The 17,874-nt window shown below is 37.5% G+C and carries 17 protein-coding genes; 13 read left to right on the top strand and 4 right to left on the bottom strand.

Annotated elements, in window-relative coordinates; all coding sequences use genetic code 11:
* The first annotated feature begins 95 nt into the window (after positions 1–95).
* The 4 genes from SDEL_RS06450 to SDEL_RS06435 are packed head-to-tail and all read left to right on the top strand — an operon-like array spanning position 96 to position 3,746.
* Positions 96–2,282: a sensor histidine kinase gene (locus SDEL_RS06450; RefSeq protein ID WP_012857045.1), complete on the top strand. Its 2,187-nt coding sequence runs from the start codon at positions 96–98 to the stop codon at positions 2,280–2,282.
* Complete coding sequence (locus SDEL_RS06445; protein WP_012857044.1) at positions 2,279–2,929, top strand: response regulator transcription factor; 651 nt, start codon at positions 2,279–2,281, stop codon at positions 2,927–2,929. Before SDEL_RS06450 ends, SDEL_RS06445 begins: the two co-directional genes overlap by 4 nt.
* Positions 2,930–2,942: 13 nt before the next feature.
* Positions 2,943–3,221, top strand: coding sequence for a hypothetical protein (locus tag SDEL_RS06440; protein WP_012857043.1), 279 nt, complete (start codon positions 2,943–2,945; stop codon positions 3,219–3,221).
* Positions 3,222–3,245: 24 nt separating this feature from the next.
* Positions 3,246–3,746, top strand: a complete 501-nt coding sequence (locus SDEL_RS06435) for a SixA phosphatase family protein (protein ID WP_012857042.1) — start codon at positions 3,246–3,248, stop codon at positions 3,744–3,746.
* 60 nt (positions 3,747–3,806) lie between these two features.
* Here the strand turns inward: SDEL_RS06435 and SDEL_RS06430 are convergent, their stop codons facing one another.
* Genes SDEL_RS06430 through tgt form a run of 3 tightly spaced genes read right to left on the bottom strand, consistent with a single transcriptional unit; the run spans position 3,807 to position 6,773 of the window.
* Complete coding sequence (locus SDEL_RS06430) at positions 3,807–4,589, bottom strand: CorA family divalent cation transporter (RefSeq protein WP_012857041.1); 783 nt, start codon at positions 4,587–4,589, stop codon at positions 3,807–3,809.
* A gap of 1 nt (position 4,590) precedes the next feature.
* A complete protein-coding gene (locus SDEL_RS06425; protein WP_012857040.1) occupies positions 4,591–5,652 on the bottom strand; it encodes a tyrosine-type recombinase/integrase in 1,062 nt (353 codons plus the stop codon).
* Positions 5,652–6,773: a tRNA guanosine(34) transglycosylase Tgt gene (gene tgt, locus SDEL_RS06420; protein ID WP_012857039.1), complete on the bottom strand. Its 1,122-nt coding sequence runs from the start codon at positions 6,771–6,773 to the stop codon at positions 5,652–5,654. Before tgt ends, SDEL_RS06425 begins: the two co-directional genes overlap by 1 nt.
* A gap of 42 nt (positions 6,774–6,815) precedes the next feature.
* Between tgt and SDEL_RS06415 the strand changes: the two genes are divergently transcribed.
* Genes SDEL_RS06415 through bioV form a run of 6 tightly spaced genes read left to right on the top strand, consistent with a single transcriptional unit; the run spans position 6,816 to position 14,297 of the window.
* Entirely contained in the window at positions 6,816–8,228 is a 1,413-nt protein-coding gene (locus tag SDEL_RS06415; RefSeq protein WP_012857038.1) for a COG3400 family protein, read from the top strand.
* Between the two features lie 47 nt (positions 8,229–8,275).
* Positions 8,276–9,322: a 3-dehydroquinate synthase gene (gene aroB, locus SDEL_RS06410; RefSeq protein ID WP_012857037.1), complete on the top strand. Its 1,047-nt coding sequence runs from the start codon at positions 8,276–8,278 to the stop codon at positions 9,320–9,322.
* Complete coding sequence (locus tag SDEL_RS06405; protein WP_012857036.1) at positions 9,315–10,925, top strand: mechanosensitive ion channel domain-containing protein; 1,611 nt, start codon at positions 9,315–9,317, stop codon at positions 10,923–10,925. Before aroB ends, SDEL_RS06405 begins: the two co-directional genes overlap by 8 nt.
* Positions 10,906–12,150 (top strand): tRNA (N(6)-L-threonylcarbamoyladenosine(37)-C(2))-methylthiotransferase MtaB, encoded by a 1,245-nt coding sequence (gene mtaB / locus SDEL_RS06400; RefSeq protein WP_012857035.1) that lies wholly within the window; start codon positions 10,906–10,908, stop codon positions 12,148–12,150. The genes SDEL_RS06405 and mtaB overlap by 20 nt, the downstream gene beginning before the upstream one ends.
* On the top strand, positions 12,137–13,798 hold the full coding sequence (locus SDEL_RS06395; protein WP_012857034.1) for an AAA family ATPase: 1,662 nt from the start codon (positions 12,137–12,139) through the stop codon (positions 13,796–13,798). The genes mtaB and SDEL_RS06395 overlap by 14 nt, the downstream gene beginning before the upstream one ends.
* On the top strand, positions 13,785–14,297 hold the full coding sequence (gene bioV, locus SDEL_RS06390) for a pimelyl-ACP methyl ester esterase BioV (protein WP_012857033.1): 513 nt from the start codon (positions 13,785–13,787) through the stop codon (positions 14,295–14,297). Before SDEL_RS06395 ends, bioV begins: the two co-directional genes overlap by 14 nt.
* Here bioV and SDEL_RS06385 read toward each other — a convergent pair.
* Complete coding sequence (locus SDEL_RS06385; RefSeq protein WP_012857032.1) at positions 14,294–15,313, bottom strand: AraC family transcriptional regulator; 1,020 nt, start codon at positions 15,311–15,313, stop codon at positions 14,294–14,296. The genes bioV and SDEL_RS06385 overlap by 4 nt on opposite strands.
* Before the next feature lie 167 nt (positions 15,314–15,480).
* On the opposite strand from SDEL_RS06385, the gene SDEL_RS06380 reads away from it, so the two are divergent.
* From SDEL_RS06380 to istB, 3 genes are all read left to right on the top strand, one after another.
* Positions 15,481–15,861: a hypothetical protein gene (locus SDEL_RS06380; protein WP_012857031.1), complete on the top strand. Its 381-nt coding sequence runs from the start codon at positions 15,481–15,483 to the stop codon at positions 15,859–15,861.
* An 82-nt stretch (positions 15,862–15,943) separates the two neighbouring features.
* A complete protein-coding gene (gene istA / locus SDEL_RS06375; RefSeq protein WP_012856716.1) occupies positions 15,944–17,050 on the top strand; it encodes an IS21 family transposase in 1,107 nt (368 codons plus the stop codon).
* Positions 17,041–17,862 (top strand): IS21-like element helper ATPase IstB, encoded by an 822-nt coding sequence (gene istB, locus SDEL_RS06370; protein ID WP_012856717.1) that lies wholly within the window; start codon positions 17,041–17,043, stop codon positions 17,860–17,862. Before istA ends, istB begins: the two co-directional genes overlap by 10 nt.
* The last annotated feature ends 12 nt before the right edge of the window (positions 17,863–17,874 follow it).

Below are 17,874 nucleotides of genomic sequence, written 5' to 3'. Positions count from 1 at the left end.
CTCAAAATATTAAGACTGGTGTAATTATAGGGCGAGAAAAGAGATATAAATGAGACTTTTTTGCTAGAATTACAAAAAAAAGTGTCTGGAATCTTATGAATTTATTAAAAATTGTAATTGTTTTATTTTTTTATACTTCATTCCTTCATGCCAATGAGATTTTATTGCTTCATTCGTATAATAAAGGATTGAAATGGAGTGATGGTATCTCTAAAGGTGTTGAAGATGAGATGAAAAAACATCCTCAATTTGAGCTGACGACTGAATATATGGATAGCAAGAAGATAGAATCTGAAAACTATCTTGAGGAATTGCTGATTTTATATCGAAAGAAATTTTCTCAGCGTCGCTATAAAGCGATTATTGCCGCAGATAATTATGCGTATGAATTCGCACTTAAGTATCACCAAGAACTTTTTGTGGATACCCCTGTGATTTTTTGTGGGGTGGAAAATTTTAATCCTAAAGATATCACACCTTATCATAAACCTTATTTTACAGGTGTGGTGGAATATAAAGATATTCGTAAAAATTTAGAACTGATTTATCAGCTTTTTCCTGCAACAAAAATGGTTTATATTATCAGTGATGATGCATACTCTTCGTTGGTGATTAAAGATCAGATTATTGAGGAGTCCAATTTTTTTAAAGATAAGTTTAGAGTGGTGTTCGATAATCAGATTGATTTTAATGCGATTGATGAAAAAATTAACAAACTTCCTAAACAGAGTGTTATTTTGTTTACCAGTTTTTACCGTGATATGTATGGGAGTTATGTTCCCTATCACAAACTTCAAGAATTTTTTCAACGCTCCAAATTTCCTGTTTTTGCGTTAAATCACATACATCTTAATGAAGGTATTATTGGTGGGTTTGTGGTCAACCCTTATGAACAAGGTTCGATGGCGGTTAAAAAAGCGTTTGCGTTGATTCAAGGACGAGCGATTCGTACTTTGCCTGTTGATATTCCTGTGGGTACCTATGCCTTTGATAATCATGTCCTACGTAAATTTGGTATTCCTTTAAGTGATGTTCCTTCTCCCTCGGAGGTGATTAATGGGGTGGAGAGTTTTTATGAAAAGCATCAAAAATTTGTGGAGAATGCTTTTGCCTTAATGCCTCTTTTGCTGCTATTGACAACTATTTTGATTTTAAATGTCATCAAACGGATTTCTCTTGAAAAGGAGCTTTTACGTCAAAATAAATTAGACCATGTGCTTTTAAATAACATCCAAAGTGCTATTTTTTGGAAAGCAAATGACGGAAAAATACTCGGATGTAATGATCTTTTATGTGAAATTTTACAGCGTGATCGTTTTGATATTATTGGAAAGCATGTTAAAGAGATTATGCCAGATATCTGCGATAGAATTCAAGAAGTACCCTTAGATAGTCCAGAAAGTGCTGAAATTGAAATGGAAATTCCTTATAAAGAGAAAAAAATCTTTTCAGCAAGAAGAACGTATTATACCGATGAAAAAAATCACGAAGCGGGTGTTGTTACGATTTTGACGGATATTACAGAGAAAAAACGTATTGACACGGAGCGAAAGCGTCACGAACAATTTGTGATTCAGCGTTCCAAACAGTCTGAAGTGGGAGAGATGATAGCTAGTATCGCACATCAGTGGAAAACGCCTTTGGTTGAAATCTCAGCCATTGCTCAGGAACTTATTTATAAACGACGTAAAAAAGTCTTAGATGAAGAAGATACGCAAAAATTTGTGGATGATATTATGACGCAAGTGAAATACATGTCTAACACCATTGACGATTTTAGGCAATTCATCAAACCTTCTACGAAAAAGACACTTTTTAATGTGCGTGAGGCGGTTGATGCGCTGTTAAATGTTCTAAATCACAGTGTAAAATACAACTATATCACCCTTTCGATTCTTCAAAAAGAGCACGAAGCGCTTTTAGCGTTTGGGTATCCTAATGAATTTAAACAGTGTGTTTTAAACATCATTAATAATGCAAAAGATAGTATTATAAAAAAAAGAGAGACAAAGCCAACAGAAGGTATGATAGAGATTGAAATTAAAAGTGACGAGCATTACATCTATTTGGATATCAGTGATGATGGATGTGGCATTGAGAAGAAGAATTTAGAGAGTATTTTTGATCCTTTTGTGAGTACCAAAGCAAATGGTGATGGATTTGGCTTGTATATGGCTCGTTTGATTATTGAAGATAAAATGGGCGGAAAAATTATCGCTAAACAGAGAGAAAATGGTGCGCAAATTTGTATTACGGTTAAAAAAGCCAAAGGAGATGCATGAAAATATTGATACTAGAAGATAACGAACGTTTAGCCAATCTTGTGGTTGAAGCATTAGAGCAGAAGAAATACCATGTAGATCTTTTTGACGATGGGAAAAAAGCACTGGAAGCGATTGACAACGGATACGATTGTTTTATTCTAGATATTAATGTTCCTGGCATGGATGGATTAACCCTTTTAAAAGAGATTCGTAGTATGGATAATGCGACTCCTGCGATTATCATTAGTGCGAATGTGGAGCTTGAAACGATTCAAGAGGCGTATTGCAAAGGGTGCGACGAATACTTGAAAAAACCTTTTTACATGTACGAATTAGAGATGAAAATTGAAAAGTTATGCAAACCCAAAATGAGTTTGATTCATTTGTTTGAAGGATTTACCTATTCGATTGAACAAGAGAAATTAGTTGATGGGGAGGGTGAAGAGATTAAATTGGCTAAAAAAGAGATTTTACTTCTCAATCTTTTTGCTAAAAATTTAGATAAAAATATCTCTTTTGAGCGTATAGAGCAGTATGTTTGGGGTGGAGAATTAACCACCACAGAGAATATTCGTGCTTTAGTGAAACGCTTACGTAAAAAACTCCCTGAAGATACCATCGAAAATCAAGGCGGTATAGGGTATCGCCTCAATTATCAACGTTAAAAAGGTTTAGTGGATGTATTTAAATATTACAGAAGATTTTTTACAACTCGATTATGAAAAAGATATGAAACAGTTTGATGCAGAGCGTTATTTTGAAGAAGAAGGTCATGAGGCGTTTGATGCAAACTCTTTACCAGAGATGCTTATGATGCTCAATCAAATTGGTGAAGATTTGCATTTGGATGAATATTCGCTGAAGAAATTAGAGATTTTTTTAAAAACCGAGTTGCCTTTTTTTGCCGTTAACAGACGTTTAGTACGTCAATGGGTACAAAAGAATTTTGTCTATTAAGACTCGTGTTTTGAAAGGGTTAAAATGAAAAAAATTTACTTTATTAGACACGCAAAATCCAGTTGGAGTGATGAAACACTTGATGATTTTTTACGTCCTTTAAATGCACGAGGTAAGGCAGATTTGCGTTTAATGGGAAGACGACTTAAATCGTTTGATGTTCTACCCAACACGATTTACTCCAGTCCTGCAAAACGAGCGCTTAAAACAGCTAAAGCTTTAGCAGAGATTATTGGTTATGATAAGAAAGATATTCAGCTCCATGAAGCTTTGTACGAAGGAAGTTATGAAACCTATTTGGATGTGATACACCAGATAGAAGATACGTGTGATTCTGTCTTTATTGTAGGACATAATCCTACGATTACTGAAGTGGCGGAGCGTTTAAGCGGGGCTATTTTAAGTAATATTCCAACGTGTGCGATTGTCTGTATTGCCTTTGAGGCTGAACATTTTCAAGAGATAGGAGAAGAGAGTGGGCATATTCTCTTTTTTGACTATCCCAAAAAGCATCGAAAAGATTAGCTTTCTTACAGAACTCATTTTCTAAGAAGGAAATGTACCAAGAGTTCTGCAAAAACGCTATTAGAACCTTTTACGTAAAAAGAGAAAAAGGGTTATGGTAAACATAAGACACCCTAGCATTATTTCTGCGACGATTAAAGAGCCTTTTGGAAACTCACTGAGGGGAAGTCCTTGTGTGTTGATACCAAAATAACCTACAATAAGATTTAGAGGTAGAAAAATACCAGAGAGAATCGTTAAAAGATAAATAGTACGATTCATTTTTTCATTATTTCGGCTGGTATAAAAGGTGTAAAGGTTGTTGAGTTTTTCACCTGCTAATAAGACAGAACGATGCGTTCGCTCCAAATGTTCATGAATATCTTTAAAATGAATCATTAAAAAATCTTCACGCTCTTCGTACCGCTCAATGAATGCTTCAATCGTTTCTGCACCCAAAGCCAATAAACGTTGCAAACGGGCTAAATCTTTTTTGTGCCCCAACCAATCACGTATAAAGGCGTTAAAGGGGGCTGTATTGTAGAGTCTCTCTTCCATCCAATCAATACTCTCATGGATATTGGCAACAATTTTCATTGTTTCATTGGTTTTTTCATTTAAAATGTCATAGACCTTATGCAAAGTTTCAAAGAGTTCAAAGGTATGGTTTGCTTTGTCAAAGTAGTAATAACGACTTCCCTCAAAAACAAAAGCATACGAATGAATCCTCAATTCCTTCTCTTTGGTAGGAAGCGCTACAATAAGCATATCATAAGCACCTTCTTGAACAAAAATAGAAGGATGTGTAGGATTTTTAAGGTCTAAGAGATGAAAACGATTGAGATTTTCTTGTATAGGACTCATGCTACATTCCATCCAGTGTATCTGCTGCGATTTTAAGACGTTCTTTATCAAAATGGGTATAAATGCGTGACGTATTTAAATCGGCATGTCCGAGTGCTTCTTGCACCAAAATAAGGTCTCTGTTTTTTTGATATAACAACGTTGCAAAGGTGTGTCGTAACATATGCGCACCGTTTTTTTCCTTTCGAATTCCTGCGTGAAAGAGCATTTTATCCATCACGTAACTGACATACGCTTGGGTGAGAGGCTTTCCTGTTCGGCTTTGAAACAACAGCGCAGAATCACTGCTTCGATACTCCATCCACTCCTGCAAGTCCGCTTCAATCGTTTCGTACTTAATCATGGCGGTACGTGGTTTGTTCCCTTTTCCTCGAATGTGGCATATGAGGTAATTCTCCTCTTTGACCATATCTTTTATCTTTAAACCTAATGCCTCGCTGACACGCATCCCTGTGTATAAAATCATCTTAATTAATAAGCGGTTTTTAGCTTGAGCGTAAGGTTTAAATTCTGTTTCCTCAATGGCTTTTAAGAAGCGAGTAATCTCCTCTTTATACATATGCGCAGGTAATTTTTCACCCCTTCTTCCACCGAGTCCTCCCCAATTTTTAAGCTCAATACGAAATTGGTACGTAGTGCCTTTTTCATCCTCATTTTGTTTATCTAGAAACTTAAAAAATGAGAGCAGGGCAATGCGGTAATTCTTTTTAGTCGCATCGGAGAGGGAGCCGGTTTGCGAGGCTAAAAACTCACTTAAAAGTTCTTCATCGATCTCTTTGAGCGAGTGTAGCTGGAGCGGAACGACATACGTGTAAAACTTTTCCAAAGGGTTGATAAAAAGGTTAATACCAATGAGACCGATATTTCGAGCCTCTTTGGAGAGATCTTTCAAGGCTTGCATAGAAGTGCATCCTTGATTGAGTGTGCCAATAATTTTTGAGAGCTTGGCATTTTCAACCACGTGTCGATTGGAAAGAGAGGTAAGTTTGGATTTGATAAAACGATTGAGCCAAAAGAGTAAACTCTGCTCAAAACTCTCTTTTTCATCGACTTTGTAACGCATTATTTGCCTCGTTTCCTGTAAAACTCAGCTTTAAAGGTTTGAAATTCACCCTTTAAAATAGCTTCTCGCATCTGCTTCATCAACGTGAGATAATAATGCAAATTGTGAATCGAAGCCAATCGAAAATAGGTCAGCTCTTTGGCTCGGAAAAGATGGTGCAAATAGCCCCTTGAATAGTGTTTACATGTAAAACAGTCACACTCAGGGTCAATAGCACTCTCATCCCGTGCAAATTTTGCATTTTTAATGCTCATCTTCCCAAAGGAGGTAAAGAGTGTTCCATTGCGTGCGTTACGCGTGGGCATCACACAATCAAACATATCCACCCCTCGTTCGACATTTTCGACTAAATCTTCAGGTGTTCCCACACCCATAAGGTAGCGTGGTTTCTCTTTAGGCATCAAAGGTGTGACAAACTCAACTGTTTCATACATCAACGCATTGCTTTCCCCGACACTAAGACCCCCAATCGCAAAGCCATCAAAGGGTAAAGCACAGAGCTCTTGAGCGCTGATACGGCGAAACTCTTTATCGGTTCCTCCTTGAATAATGGCAAAAATATTTTGATGAAGACCCACGCCTTCACTTTGGCGTTTTTGATGATAGCTAATCGCACGCTTTGCCCAATTTGTTGTTCGCTCGATAGAGAGTGCGACACGCTCTTTGGTTGCAGGAAGTGCCACCAAATCATCTAAAATCATCATAATATCGGAGTTTAGATTGTACTGAATGTCCAGTACTTTCTCAGGGGTAAAATAGTGGGTTGAGCCATCAATATGGCTTTTAAACATAATGCCATCTTTATCTGCTTTGGAGATATCACTAAGGCTAAACGCTTGAAAGCCACCACTATCCGTTAAAAAACTATTGGGAAATTTGGTAAATCCGTGCAAACCACCAAAGTGTTTTACGACTTCATCGTTGGGGCGTAAATAGAGATGATAGGTATTGCCTAAAATAATCTTAGCCCCTAACATTTCGCTCATATCAAAAGCATCCAAACTTTTGACGCTACCAACAGTTCCTACGGGCATAAAGACAGGGGTTTGAATCGTACTGTGTGCTGTTTTTATCGTGCAGGCACGGGCATCGCCGTCTATTTTATCTATCTGAAATTCCATTTTTGTTACAATATCCTTTTTTATTAAGAGGGAGTTTGAGTTATGAAAAAAATATTAATCATCGCTGATGGCATTCTAGCAAAACAATTTTTAGAAAAAGTTATGGAGAGCGAAGCGGGTGAGAACAGTTATACGATTATAACGTATAAAGAAGAGACCCTCCCGAAAAAACGTCCTGAAAATTTTAAATTTTTTGAGTTTGACCCTACGAGTTTTGATAAGCTTTCTGTTGTTTTAAATGAACAATTCTTTCAAGTGATGTTGCTTCTCTCCAATGAACTTGATGCTAAAAGTACCTATAAAAATATTCGACGTTTAGACAGTAAAGTGCGTGTTGTGATGATGGATAGATGGGATTTGGATTTGGAGGAAAATGATGATAAACGACTTTTATTGGTTAATTCTCGTGATATTTTAGCCTCTCGTTTTAAAGACCACCTGCCTAATATGCCTATTGTGGCGCAAAATATTGGACTAGGCATTGGTGAAATTATGGAAGTTTCCATTCCTGTTGGAAGCTCGTATGCTTATCGTCATTTAGCCTCTATTGAGCAGAGTAAATGGCGCATTGCTGCGGTGTATCGCTCTAACACGCTTTTATTGCCTAGACCTGCCTTGATGCTTTTGCCTAATGACCTGCTTTTGATGATTGGTGAACCGCATGTGTTACAGAGTGTTTTTCGAAGTATTAAACGAGAACAAGGGCAATTTCCATCGCCTTTTGGAAGCAGTATTTACTGTTTAGTGGATATGCTAGAGATGGAAGAAAAAGCGATTGATATTTTGATTAACGATGCTTTATTGCTTCACTCTAAACTTAATAGTAACAAGTTACATGTAAAGATTATCAACCCGACCTATTCAAAAACATTTGAAAAGATTAAAAGCTATCACAATCACCATATTAACGTGATGATAGACTACTTTCAAACCAATCCTCGAAAAGTGCTCAAAGAAGATACCGAGCGGATGGATATTGGGCTGATCGTGGTGATGAATGCGTTTTTTCATAACAATAAACGAACACTTTTTAAAACAAAACTTCCTGTCATTAAAATTGGGAAAAGGGGCTTTTTGGCACTGAGTGAAGGGGTTGTTCTCAACAGTGATGCACATGATATTGAACAAGAATCCTCCGTGATTTTTGATGTTTCAGCACAACTCGGTTTAAAACTAAAACTCTATACGTATACACCCGATGAAGAGAAGAGTGATAGCAGTTTGATTGAGCATTTTGACAATCTTTCAAAGATTTTTGGGCGAGAGGTTGATGTGATTCAAAGTGAGAAAAATCCTCTCATTAAACTGAAAAACCAAGATACCATTTTGCAATTTTTACCGTTTAATCAAAAGGTTTTAGAGTCCAATATCTTCTCCATTTTTTCAACCAATATGGAAAAATTACACTTTAAATTGGCAGATAACTACCAATTATTCATTCCAGTCAATGCATAATTAAGCGCTTTTTCAGTAAAATAAAATCAAAAAAATTTGGATATGCCATGTATGTTGATGTCATTTTAAACCAACCTGCTTCACGAGATTATCGTGTTTATATCGACCAATTAGAAACCTTACATTTTGATACGAAAGTGCTGATTGTCACCAATACTACGGTTGCTTCTTTACACCTTGAGACGCTTCAAAAAAAGATAGAAGCCAAAGAGCTTTACAGTGTCATCTTACCAGATGGTGAGCAGTATAAAAATATGCAGAGTCTTAACCTCATTTTAAATGCGTGTTTTGAGCATCGTTTGGATAGAAAGTCTCTTCTGATTGCCTTTGGTGGCGGTGTGATTGGAGATATGACAGGTTTTGCGGCTTCCATTTACCAAAGAGGCATTGATTTTATTCAGATTCCAACGACCCTGCTTTCTCAAGTCGATGCGAGTGTTGGCGGTAAAACAGGCATTAACAACAGCTATGGCAAAAACCTGATTGGCTCTTTTTGGCAACCTCGGGCGGTTTATTGTGAGAGTGTTTTTTTAAAAACCCTTCCTAAAAGAGAGTTTTCAGCAGGGGTTGCTGAAATGATTAAAATGGCAGTCACCTTTGATAAAGCTTTTTTTGAGTGGCTAGAAACGCATGATTTAGAGGATGAGGCACATCTTAAAGAGGCGATTGCTAAGAGTATTGCCATTAAAGCTCGTGTGGTAGCTTTGGATGAAACAGAGCAGGGGATACGAGCCGTACTCAATTATGGGCATACGTTTGCGCATGTCATTGAAAACCAGACACACTACACGACCTTTTTACACGGAGAAGCAGTGGCCATTGGTATGGTCATGGCAAATATTTTAGCCCAAAAATTAACGTTTTTAAACGCCGATGAAGCGCTTCGTATTGTTACACTTTTAGAGCATTACGATTTGCCAACACACTATCGCATTGAAAATGTAGAAGCATTTTACGATGCCTTTTTCTTAGACAAAAAAAGTGAGCATGCGGTGATTAAATTTATTTTAGCTCAGGGCATTGGTGGATATGAAATATCCCGAAATATCCCTAAAGAAGTTGTTTTAGAAGCATTAAAGGAAGCCAATGCCTAAAAAAATTTTATGGCTTATTTTCTTTACATGTAATCTGCTTTTGGCGGAAACCAATACGACCAATAAACTAGAAGAGACGATAAGAATGGACTCTTTTCGTCAAAAAATAGAAGCGATTGATGCGTCTATTCAAGATAATATTTGGTTTAAACGGTATGCGAGTTATTTGAACTATCAAAAACTCCTTGAAGAACTCTCAACGGTTGAGCATGAGAGTAAAAAATTTAAAAATGGTAAAGATAAAGCTTCTTTGGAGCGTTATGAAAAACTACTGAGTAAACAAGAGTCTCTCAAACAGCAGATTGAACTTTTGCAAGAGTTCAAAAACTCTCCTTTTTCAACACTGGTTGAGCCACTAGAGCTTGAGAGTTACCCAAAAGTCACCAATCCTTTTGCGATTATTTCAGCGCTTTCGTATATCAAAAAAATCAAACAAGACAGCCTTGAGTATAAAACAAGGCTGGATCAATTAAGTGTGCTCGTGGGTAAACTAAAAGAGAAAGTAGGTTTGCTTGAAGAAATTTACCGTATGGAAGCTTCTGTTATCAATGAAGATTTGATTTATGAGGCGCAAAAAGAGCTCAATGCGTTTATTACGGCACAGGAGATCGCCAATACCAGTTACTCTTTACATGTAAAAAAAGTGGACGAGGCGAGTGGACGCATTACGCAAGATATTACTGTGCAGATGAAACGGGCGTTTAATATTGGTATTTTTATTATTGTGGTGATTGTGGTCTCTTTGTTGTTAAAGTTTGCCGCAAAACGTTATATCACCGACAATGACCGTTTTTATACGGTCAATAAAATTATCAATTTTGTCAACGTCACTTTGATTGTGTTGATTTTGCTCTTCTCGTACATTGAAAATGTTTCTTATCTGGTGACCGTACTAGGATTTGCCTCAGCGGGTATTGCGATTGCGATGAAAGATTGGTTTATGAGCATTTTAGGGTGGATGGTCATCGTTTTTGGTGGCAGTTTTCATGTAGGAGACCGCATTAAAGTGCAAAAAGATGGCTTACTGTATATCGGAGATATTATTGATATTTCACTCCTTCGCATGACACTTTTAGAAGATGTTACCATCAGCACTTACCGTGAAAATAGGCGTGCGGGACGAATTGTTTTTGTGCCTAATAATTATGTTTTTACCAGTTTGATTTCGAATTATACGCATGGAACGATTCGTACGGTTTGGGATGGTATTGATATTTTTATTACCTTTGATTCAAACCATAAAAAAGCAGTGCACATCGCCCGTGAAATTACCAAAAAATATGCCAAAGGGTATACCGACATCGCTCGTAAACAACTCAATTTGCTTCGCAGTCAATACAGCCTTAAAAATACCAATGTTGAGCCTCGAATCTTTTCCTTTATTGAGCCACAGGGATTTTGTATTAGCAGTTGGTATATGACCAATTCGTATGCAACCTTAACGCTTCGCAGTACCATTAGCAGTGAAATCGTGGATGCCTTTCGTAAAGAATCTGATATTACCATTGCGTATCATACGACCAATATTAATTTAGCACGTCAAGAAAAACCGCACATGATGCATGATGCTCCAAAGAGTCCTGATGAAAAAAGTCTTTTTTAAAACGTTTGGGTGTCGCACCAACATTTACGACACACAAGTGATGATGGAAAATCTCAAAGATTTTGAAGTCACGGAGCATGAGGCAGAAGCAGATATTGTCGTGGTGAACTCCTGCACGGTCACCAATGGCGCAGATACAGGGGTTAGAAGCTACATTAATCACGCATCCAAACTGGGAAAAAAAGTCGTTTTAGCGGGGTGTGGCGCTATGAGTAAAGGAGAGGCTCTTTTTGCTCAAAATAGAGTTTTTGGCGTCTTAGGTCACTCGGAGAAGCGCTCCATTAACACCTTGCTTCACAATGCGACTCCTTTTTTTCAAATCGGTGATTTAACTTCACTCGATGAAACGATTGTGCATGAGTACACAGGCAAAACCAAAGCGTTTATTAAGATTCAAGAGGGGTGTAATTTTCGCTGTTCGTACTGTATTATTCCCTTTGTCAGGGGTAACGCACGCAGTCAAGATGAGCAGAAGATTATTGAGCAGGTTGAAAAATTAGCGCTCAATGGCTATGGTGAGTTTGTACTTACGGGTACTAACATTGGAAGTTATGGCAAAGATAAAGGGAGCAGTTTAGGCAGACTCGTGCAACGCTTAGGTGCGATTCGAGGGGTCAGGCGGATTCGTTTAGGGAGTATTGAGCCTGTACAAATTGATGAGAGTTTTAGAGAAATTTTAAATGAGCCATGGTTAGAACGTCATTTGCATATCGCTCTTCAGCATACTTCTGAAGCGATGCTTCAACTGATGCGACGACGCAACAATGTTAAGCGTGATTTAGAGCTGTTTATGGAGCTTGGCGAAAAAGGGTTTGCTCTAGGAACGGATTTTATTACCGGACATCCAGGAGAGAGTGAGGCTATTTGGGAAGAGGCGTATAGCACCCTAGAGCGCTTTCCTCTGACGCATATTCATGCTTTTACCTACTCTAAGCGAGATGGCACACCCTCAAGTACCATGAAGCCAGAAATCAAAGGTGATATTGCCAAAATAAGGCATCAGCAAGTTGAAGCACTTATTGAGCGTAAAAATCGTGCGTTCCGTGAAAAAAACCACACCACACCTTTAGAGGTTTTAGTGGAAGAGTACAAAGAGAATTTTTTTGTTGGCTACGACCAATTCTATAATAAAGTGATGATTCAAAGCGAACGTGATTTGCTAAAAGAGTGGGTCAAGCTTGAATCATATGACATTAGGCAGGAGGCAAATTATGCCCATTTTTAAATCTCAAAAACTCATGCTTTCGCTCATGGCGTTGAGTGTTTTTATTATTTTGCTTCTTTTTGGGTATGTCCGTAATGGTTCAACAATCATTGATTTACCCACTTACCATGCACTTTTAGAAAGTGGGGCGATTAAAAAAGCAATCGTAGAAGAGAATGAGGTTGTTTTGTATAGCACACATGAGCAGTATGTCATCATCAAAGATGGAATTGATGTGGCAGAGTTGCTTAAAAAAGTGCCCATCGAAGTACATAAACGTAATCCCATTATGGAAGATTTAATGCTAGTGGGGGTAATGGGTTCACTTTTATTTATTTTGCTTCTGTTCGCGCGTAAAAAAAGAGCAGAAGAGCTCCAAAAAGAGCAAGAAGCTAACCAAAAAGCCCTTGCGAGCTATGATCCGTTTATGAGTAGCATCATACGTCCTGTCCGAGCACAGGTGAGTTTTAAAGATGTTGCGGGGATTCAAGACGTGAAAGAAGAACTAGAAGAAGTGGTGGATTTTCTCAAAAATCCAGCCGTCTATAAACGCTATGGTATTAGGCTTCCTAAAGGTGTTTTACTCGTAGGTCCTCCTGGCGTAGGAAAAACCATGATAGCCAAAGCTGTTGCGGGGGAGGCGAGTGTACCCTTTTTCTACCAAAGTGGAGCAACTTTTGTTCAGATTTATGTGGGTATGGGTGCGAAGAGGGTCAAAGAGCTTTTTTCACAAGCCAAAGCGCATGCACCTTCGATTATTTTCATTGACGAAATTGATGCGGTAGGACGTGCACGAGGTGGCACACGCAACGATGAGAGGGAAGCCACCCTCAATCAGCTTTTAACCGAAATGGACGGCTTTGAGGACAGTAGCGGGGTGATTGTTATTGCGGCGACCAATAAAATAGATATTATTGATGAGGCACTGCTACGTTCAGGACGTTTTGATAGACGTATTTTTATCTCGCTACCCGATAAAAATGACCGTTTAGAAATCCTTAAAACATATTTGAAGAACAAACCATCTGATGTTGATGTTGAAGCGTTAGCTACCATGAGTGTGGGGTTTAGCGGTGCGGCATTGGCGACGTTTGTAAATGAAGCAGCGATTAACGCTCTGCGCCGTCATGCCGAGATCATTGAGCTTCAAGATTTTATTGCCGTACGTCAAAAAGTCTTGATGGGCAAGAAAAAAGTGCTCAGTTTTTCCGATGATGAGAAGAAAATTCAAGCCTATTATCAAGCCGCTAAAGCGTTGTGTGCTTATTGGTTTGAGATAGAGTTTGACAAAATCAGCATTGTCAATGACCGCATTAAAGATATGGACAGAGAAATTGAGTCTAAAACGCAGATGCAAAGTAAAATTAAAGTCTATTTAGCGGGTATGGTGGCTATGAAACTCAAATACAATGAAAAATTCACCAATGCCACCGAAGATATCAACCGTGCGACACAAATCGCCAAAGAGATGGTTGAACAGTATGCTATGGGTGAAAAATTGCTTCCGTATGAGAGTGATATTTTGCTTATTTTAGAGAATGCCCATACCGAATTGGAACATTTTTTGGAAGGAATGAATGCTCCACTGGAAAAAATTGCGCAAGAGTTGTATGAGCAAGAGAGCATTTCTCGTACACGTCTTAAGGCGATTATTGATGCGATTCTTTAGTGGTTTTTGTTTTAAAAATGAGGAGGCTCTGTTTGAGCCTTATCTGATTAAAAGTGCCTTTTGTGTTGCAGGGTTTAGTTATGGTGCGATTCAAGCGTTTGAATATGCCTTTACATGTAAAGAGCGCATCGACACACTTCAGCTCTTTTCTCCTGCCTTTTTTGGGGATAAAAATGCCAAATTTAAAAAACTCCAAACCCTCTCTTTTACGAAAAATAGTGACGCTTATACGCAAAATTTTATGCAAAATTGTGCGTATCCTTCCACATTTGATATGCAACCATTTTTCAAAAAAGGGAGCATCGAAGAGCTAAGTGAGCTGTTGCACTACACGTGGGATGAGGCACATTTGCGCTCTTTACAAGAAAGAGGCGTAAATATTGAAGTCTATATAGGAGAAGATGATGCCATCATCAATGCATTACATGTAAAAGACTTTTTCATTCCCTTTGCAACGGTGTATTACCTTAAAAAAGTAGGGCACATACTGAAAAATTAAGCTTTCTGCTGTTCTAACCAAGTTCGAGGAGTTACACCATACCATTTTTTAAATGCTACTAAAAAAGGACTTAATTCAGCATATCCTAAATATGTTGCGATTGTTCCAGAATCAAATCCTTTAAGTAAATAATGTATCGCTAATTTTTGCCGAATTTCATTGAGACACAAAGTAAAGCTAGTACCTTCTTTTTTAAGATTTTGTTGAATCGTTCTTGCGTGCATTCCCATTTTTGTAGCAACACTTTCTAAAGAGACATCGAGTTCTCCCATATTTAAAAAAATCAATCCACAAACTCTCTTTTTAAAGGTTTTATAATTTCTAAATTCTAAAACCACATTAGCTTCTGTTGAAAAAAGTTGAAAAAAATAAGGATTAGCATACCGTGTTGGCATATTTAATTGGGATTTATCGAAATACAGTGCATTTTCAGTGCTATCAAAAAATATTTTTTCTCCAAAAATATCATTATATGTTCGATCATATCCTAAAGGTTTTGAATGTTGAAATATAGCCCGTACAGGTACAATTGGTTTTTCACTGATTTGATTCAAAATGTCTAATAAAACTGCAAAATTTATTTCAGCTCTATATTTTTCAAGATGCAAAGTTCTTTTTGCGATCAAAGTTAGTTTAATTAAACCATCTTCAACACATAAAATTGGTTTTATTTTTGGGCTAAGAAGAGGGTAATAGTGACGTAAATGATGAAGAGCAACATTTAAATTTGAAGAATGTCGCATGATATATCCTAGAAGCCCAAGATCATTTACACTGCCTAAAATCGATTTTGCTACTTTAAATAATAACGAACAACTGCCTATTTTTTCAATAGCTTCATCAAGCAATTCAGTGATATAAGAAACGATTATAGGGTCTTTTATACTCGCTAACTCTTCTATATTTACTTTCTGTACAACTTTGAACGCTGAAACATCAAAATTATAATTATCTTTTAAAAATGAAAGAATATATATGTATATTTCTCTCGCTACTAATGTATCTCCTATTCGCATTTTATCATTCCTCCCCTCACAAATTATCTTTGATAAAAACTACATCGGCTATACAATGGTATTTTAAATTAATAGAATTATGAGTTTTTGAACAAGAAGGAGGAAAACCATGCATAAAATTTATGACTATAATGAAAAAACTTCCGAAAGGGTAGGAGGATAACAACATGAATGAGATTTCAAAATATCAAATCAAAAGATTTTCTTTAAGCATTATTACATCTACGTTTCTACTCAATATTTTTTCAAGTGCAGCTTTTGCTGCATGTGTTACCAGCGATGGTCTAACTTATACCTGTTCTGGTACCACGACCAACGGCATCCAGACTAATTCCTATTACTATGATCCCGTCACCATTACCCTCAACAGCGGAGCTGATATTTCAGATGCATCAGGCACTGCCATCGAAGACCTGAGCGCTTCTGCCAATCTGACTATGGAAAGCGGCTCCAAACTCTCTGGTAAAGTCCTTCTGGGGGATGGTAGCGATAGTATGACTATCAATGTCAAGGGCGGAGTTAAAATGGGCAGTATAAAAAGCTGCTAAAAAGTAGTTTTTACAACCAAAAGCTTAAATGAGCAGATTAGTTCTGCTAAAGTCTTTTTTCAAATATATTGAAAGGAGACAGATGCTTAAAAAAGGTGATGTAAAAATGATTCATAAGATGCTCAAAGATGGTCTGAGTAAGAGTGCTATTGCACGTAAACTTGACATTAACAGAGATACCGTTGCGAAGTATGCGAAGCTGCCAGAGGGTTATATTCCTGTTATAAAAAGAGAACCTGTAGAGACAACGGTTGATCCGTATCTGCCCAATATAGCAAGAATGCTAGAAGAGGCACACGCATTAGGTATTTCTATCCCCAATACATCCATATATGATGAGATTCAGAAACTTGGTTATCGAGGAAGTCTTCGGTGGATGAAAGATATTATGCTTCGTTATGAGCTTCGTCAGAAAGTAAAAAACGAAGAACCACTTGTCAGATTTGAGACAAACAAGGCTCAACAGATGCAAGTGGATTGGGTTGAATTTCCCAAAGATAATTTATCTGCATTTGTTGCAACTATGGGATACTCTAGAGCATCTTATGTGGAATATGTGATGGATGAGAAAGTAGACACTCTCATAAAATGCCACATGAACGCCTTTAGTTATTTTGGTGGTGTGCCACATGAGGCACTCTATGATAATATGAAGACGGTTATTTCCAAACGCAATGCTTATGGATATGGTAAGCATAAATTCAATGAACAATTCCGCGACTTTGCCCAAAAACATTGTGGTATGGCTTTAAAAGTTTGTAAACCTTATCGTGCACAAACCAAGGGAAAAGTAGAGAGATTTAATCACTATTTCCGATACAGTTTTCACAATATGTTTAAAGTGAGACTTTCCCTGATGGGCTATAAGATGACATTAGAAAATGCCAATGCGGCAGTCATAGATTGGTTAGATTTTACAGCAAATGCGAGAATACATCAAACAACACTCCACAGACCGTTTGATCTGTTAGCAGAAGAGCAATTGCAGTTGCTTCCTCTGCCTAAGACTTATCATGGGATACACCCGCTCAAAGCCACCACTAAAAGTGTAACACAAGATAGCCAAACATCCAATAGAATAACTATTCACATTCCCACTCGTGATCTTCAAAGTTACGATCAATTTATACCTATGTTAGCGTATATAGTTTTACCTGCCTATACGCTAGGAGGTATATTATGGCATTAAATACACATATCGAAACGTTATGCAAAGAGCTTCAACTCTCAACCGTTAATGACGTTCATCATGAAATGGCTAATCGTGCCGCAAAAGAGGGTTGGAAATATGGTGAATATCTTTATGAGATACTCAAACTCGAAGCAAACAATAGAGCTGTACGCTCTCGTGCTACTTTGACAAAAATGGCAGGATTTCCAACCATTAAAACACTTGAACAGTTTGATTTTAATTTCACAGTTGGTGTAAATAGAAGACAAATTGAGGAGCTCTCAACATTAGAGTTTATCAAGCGAAATGAAAATATCATCCTTCTTGGACACTCTGGTGTTGGGAAAACCCATCTGGCTATTGCACTGGCGTATCAAGCTGTTCAAAAACGTATTAAAGCAAGATTTATCACAGTAGCTGATCTTATTTTGCAGATGAGTAACGCAAAAAAAGAGAAACGCTATGATTCATTTATACGTCAAGCCATTATGGCACCAGCGTTATTAGTCATTGATGAGATTGGCTATTTCCCAATGAGCAAAGAAGATGCTCATCATTTCTTTCAAGTGATCTCTAAACGCTATGAACGTGGTGCAACTATCGTTACATCCAATCTCGTCTTTAGTCAGTGGAGTGGCATCTTTGCCAATGATAAAGTGGTAACGACTGCCATTTTAGATAGATTATTACATCACTCCCATATTATCAATATTCTAGGAGATTCATTTCGTTTAAAAGAGAAAAAAGATGAGGGAATCGTAGATTCAGATTTGTATAAGTTTAAAGCTAAAAATTCGGTGAAAGGAGAAGAAATAACGCAAGGTGCTTAAGGTTACGTTTCG

This window comes from Sulfurospirillum deleyianum DSM 6946, assembly GCF_000024885.1.
Lineage (GTDB): Bacteria > Campylobacterota > Campylobacteria > Campylobacterales > Sulfurospirillaceae > Sulfurospirillum > Sulfurospirillum deleyianum.
Note: the sequence above shows the minus strand (reverse complement) of the source record. Positions and strands in the feature narration are given on the sequence as shown.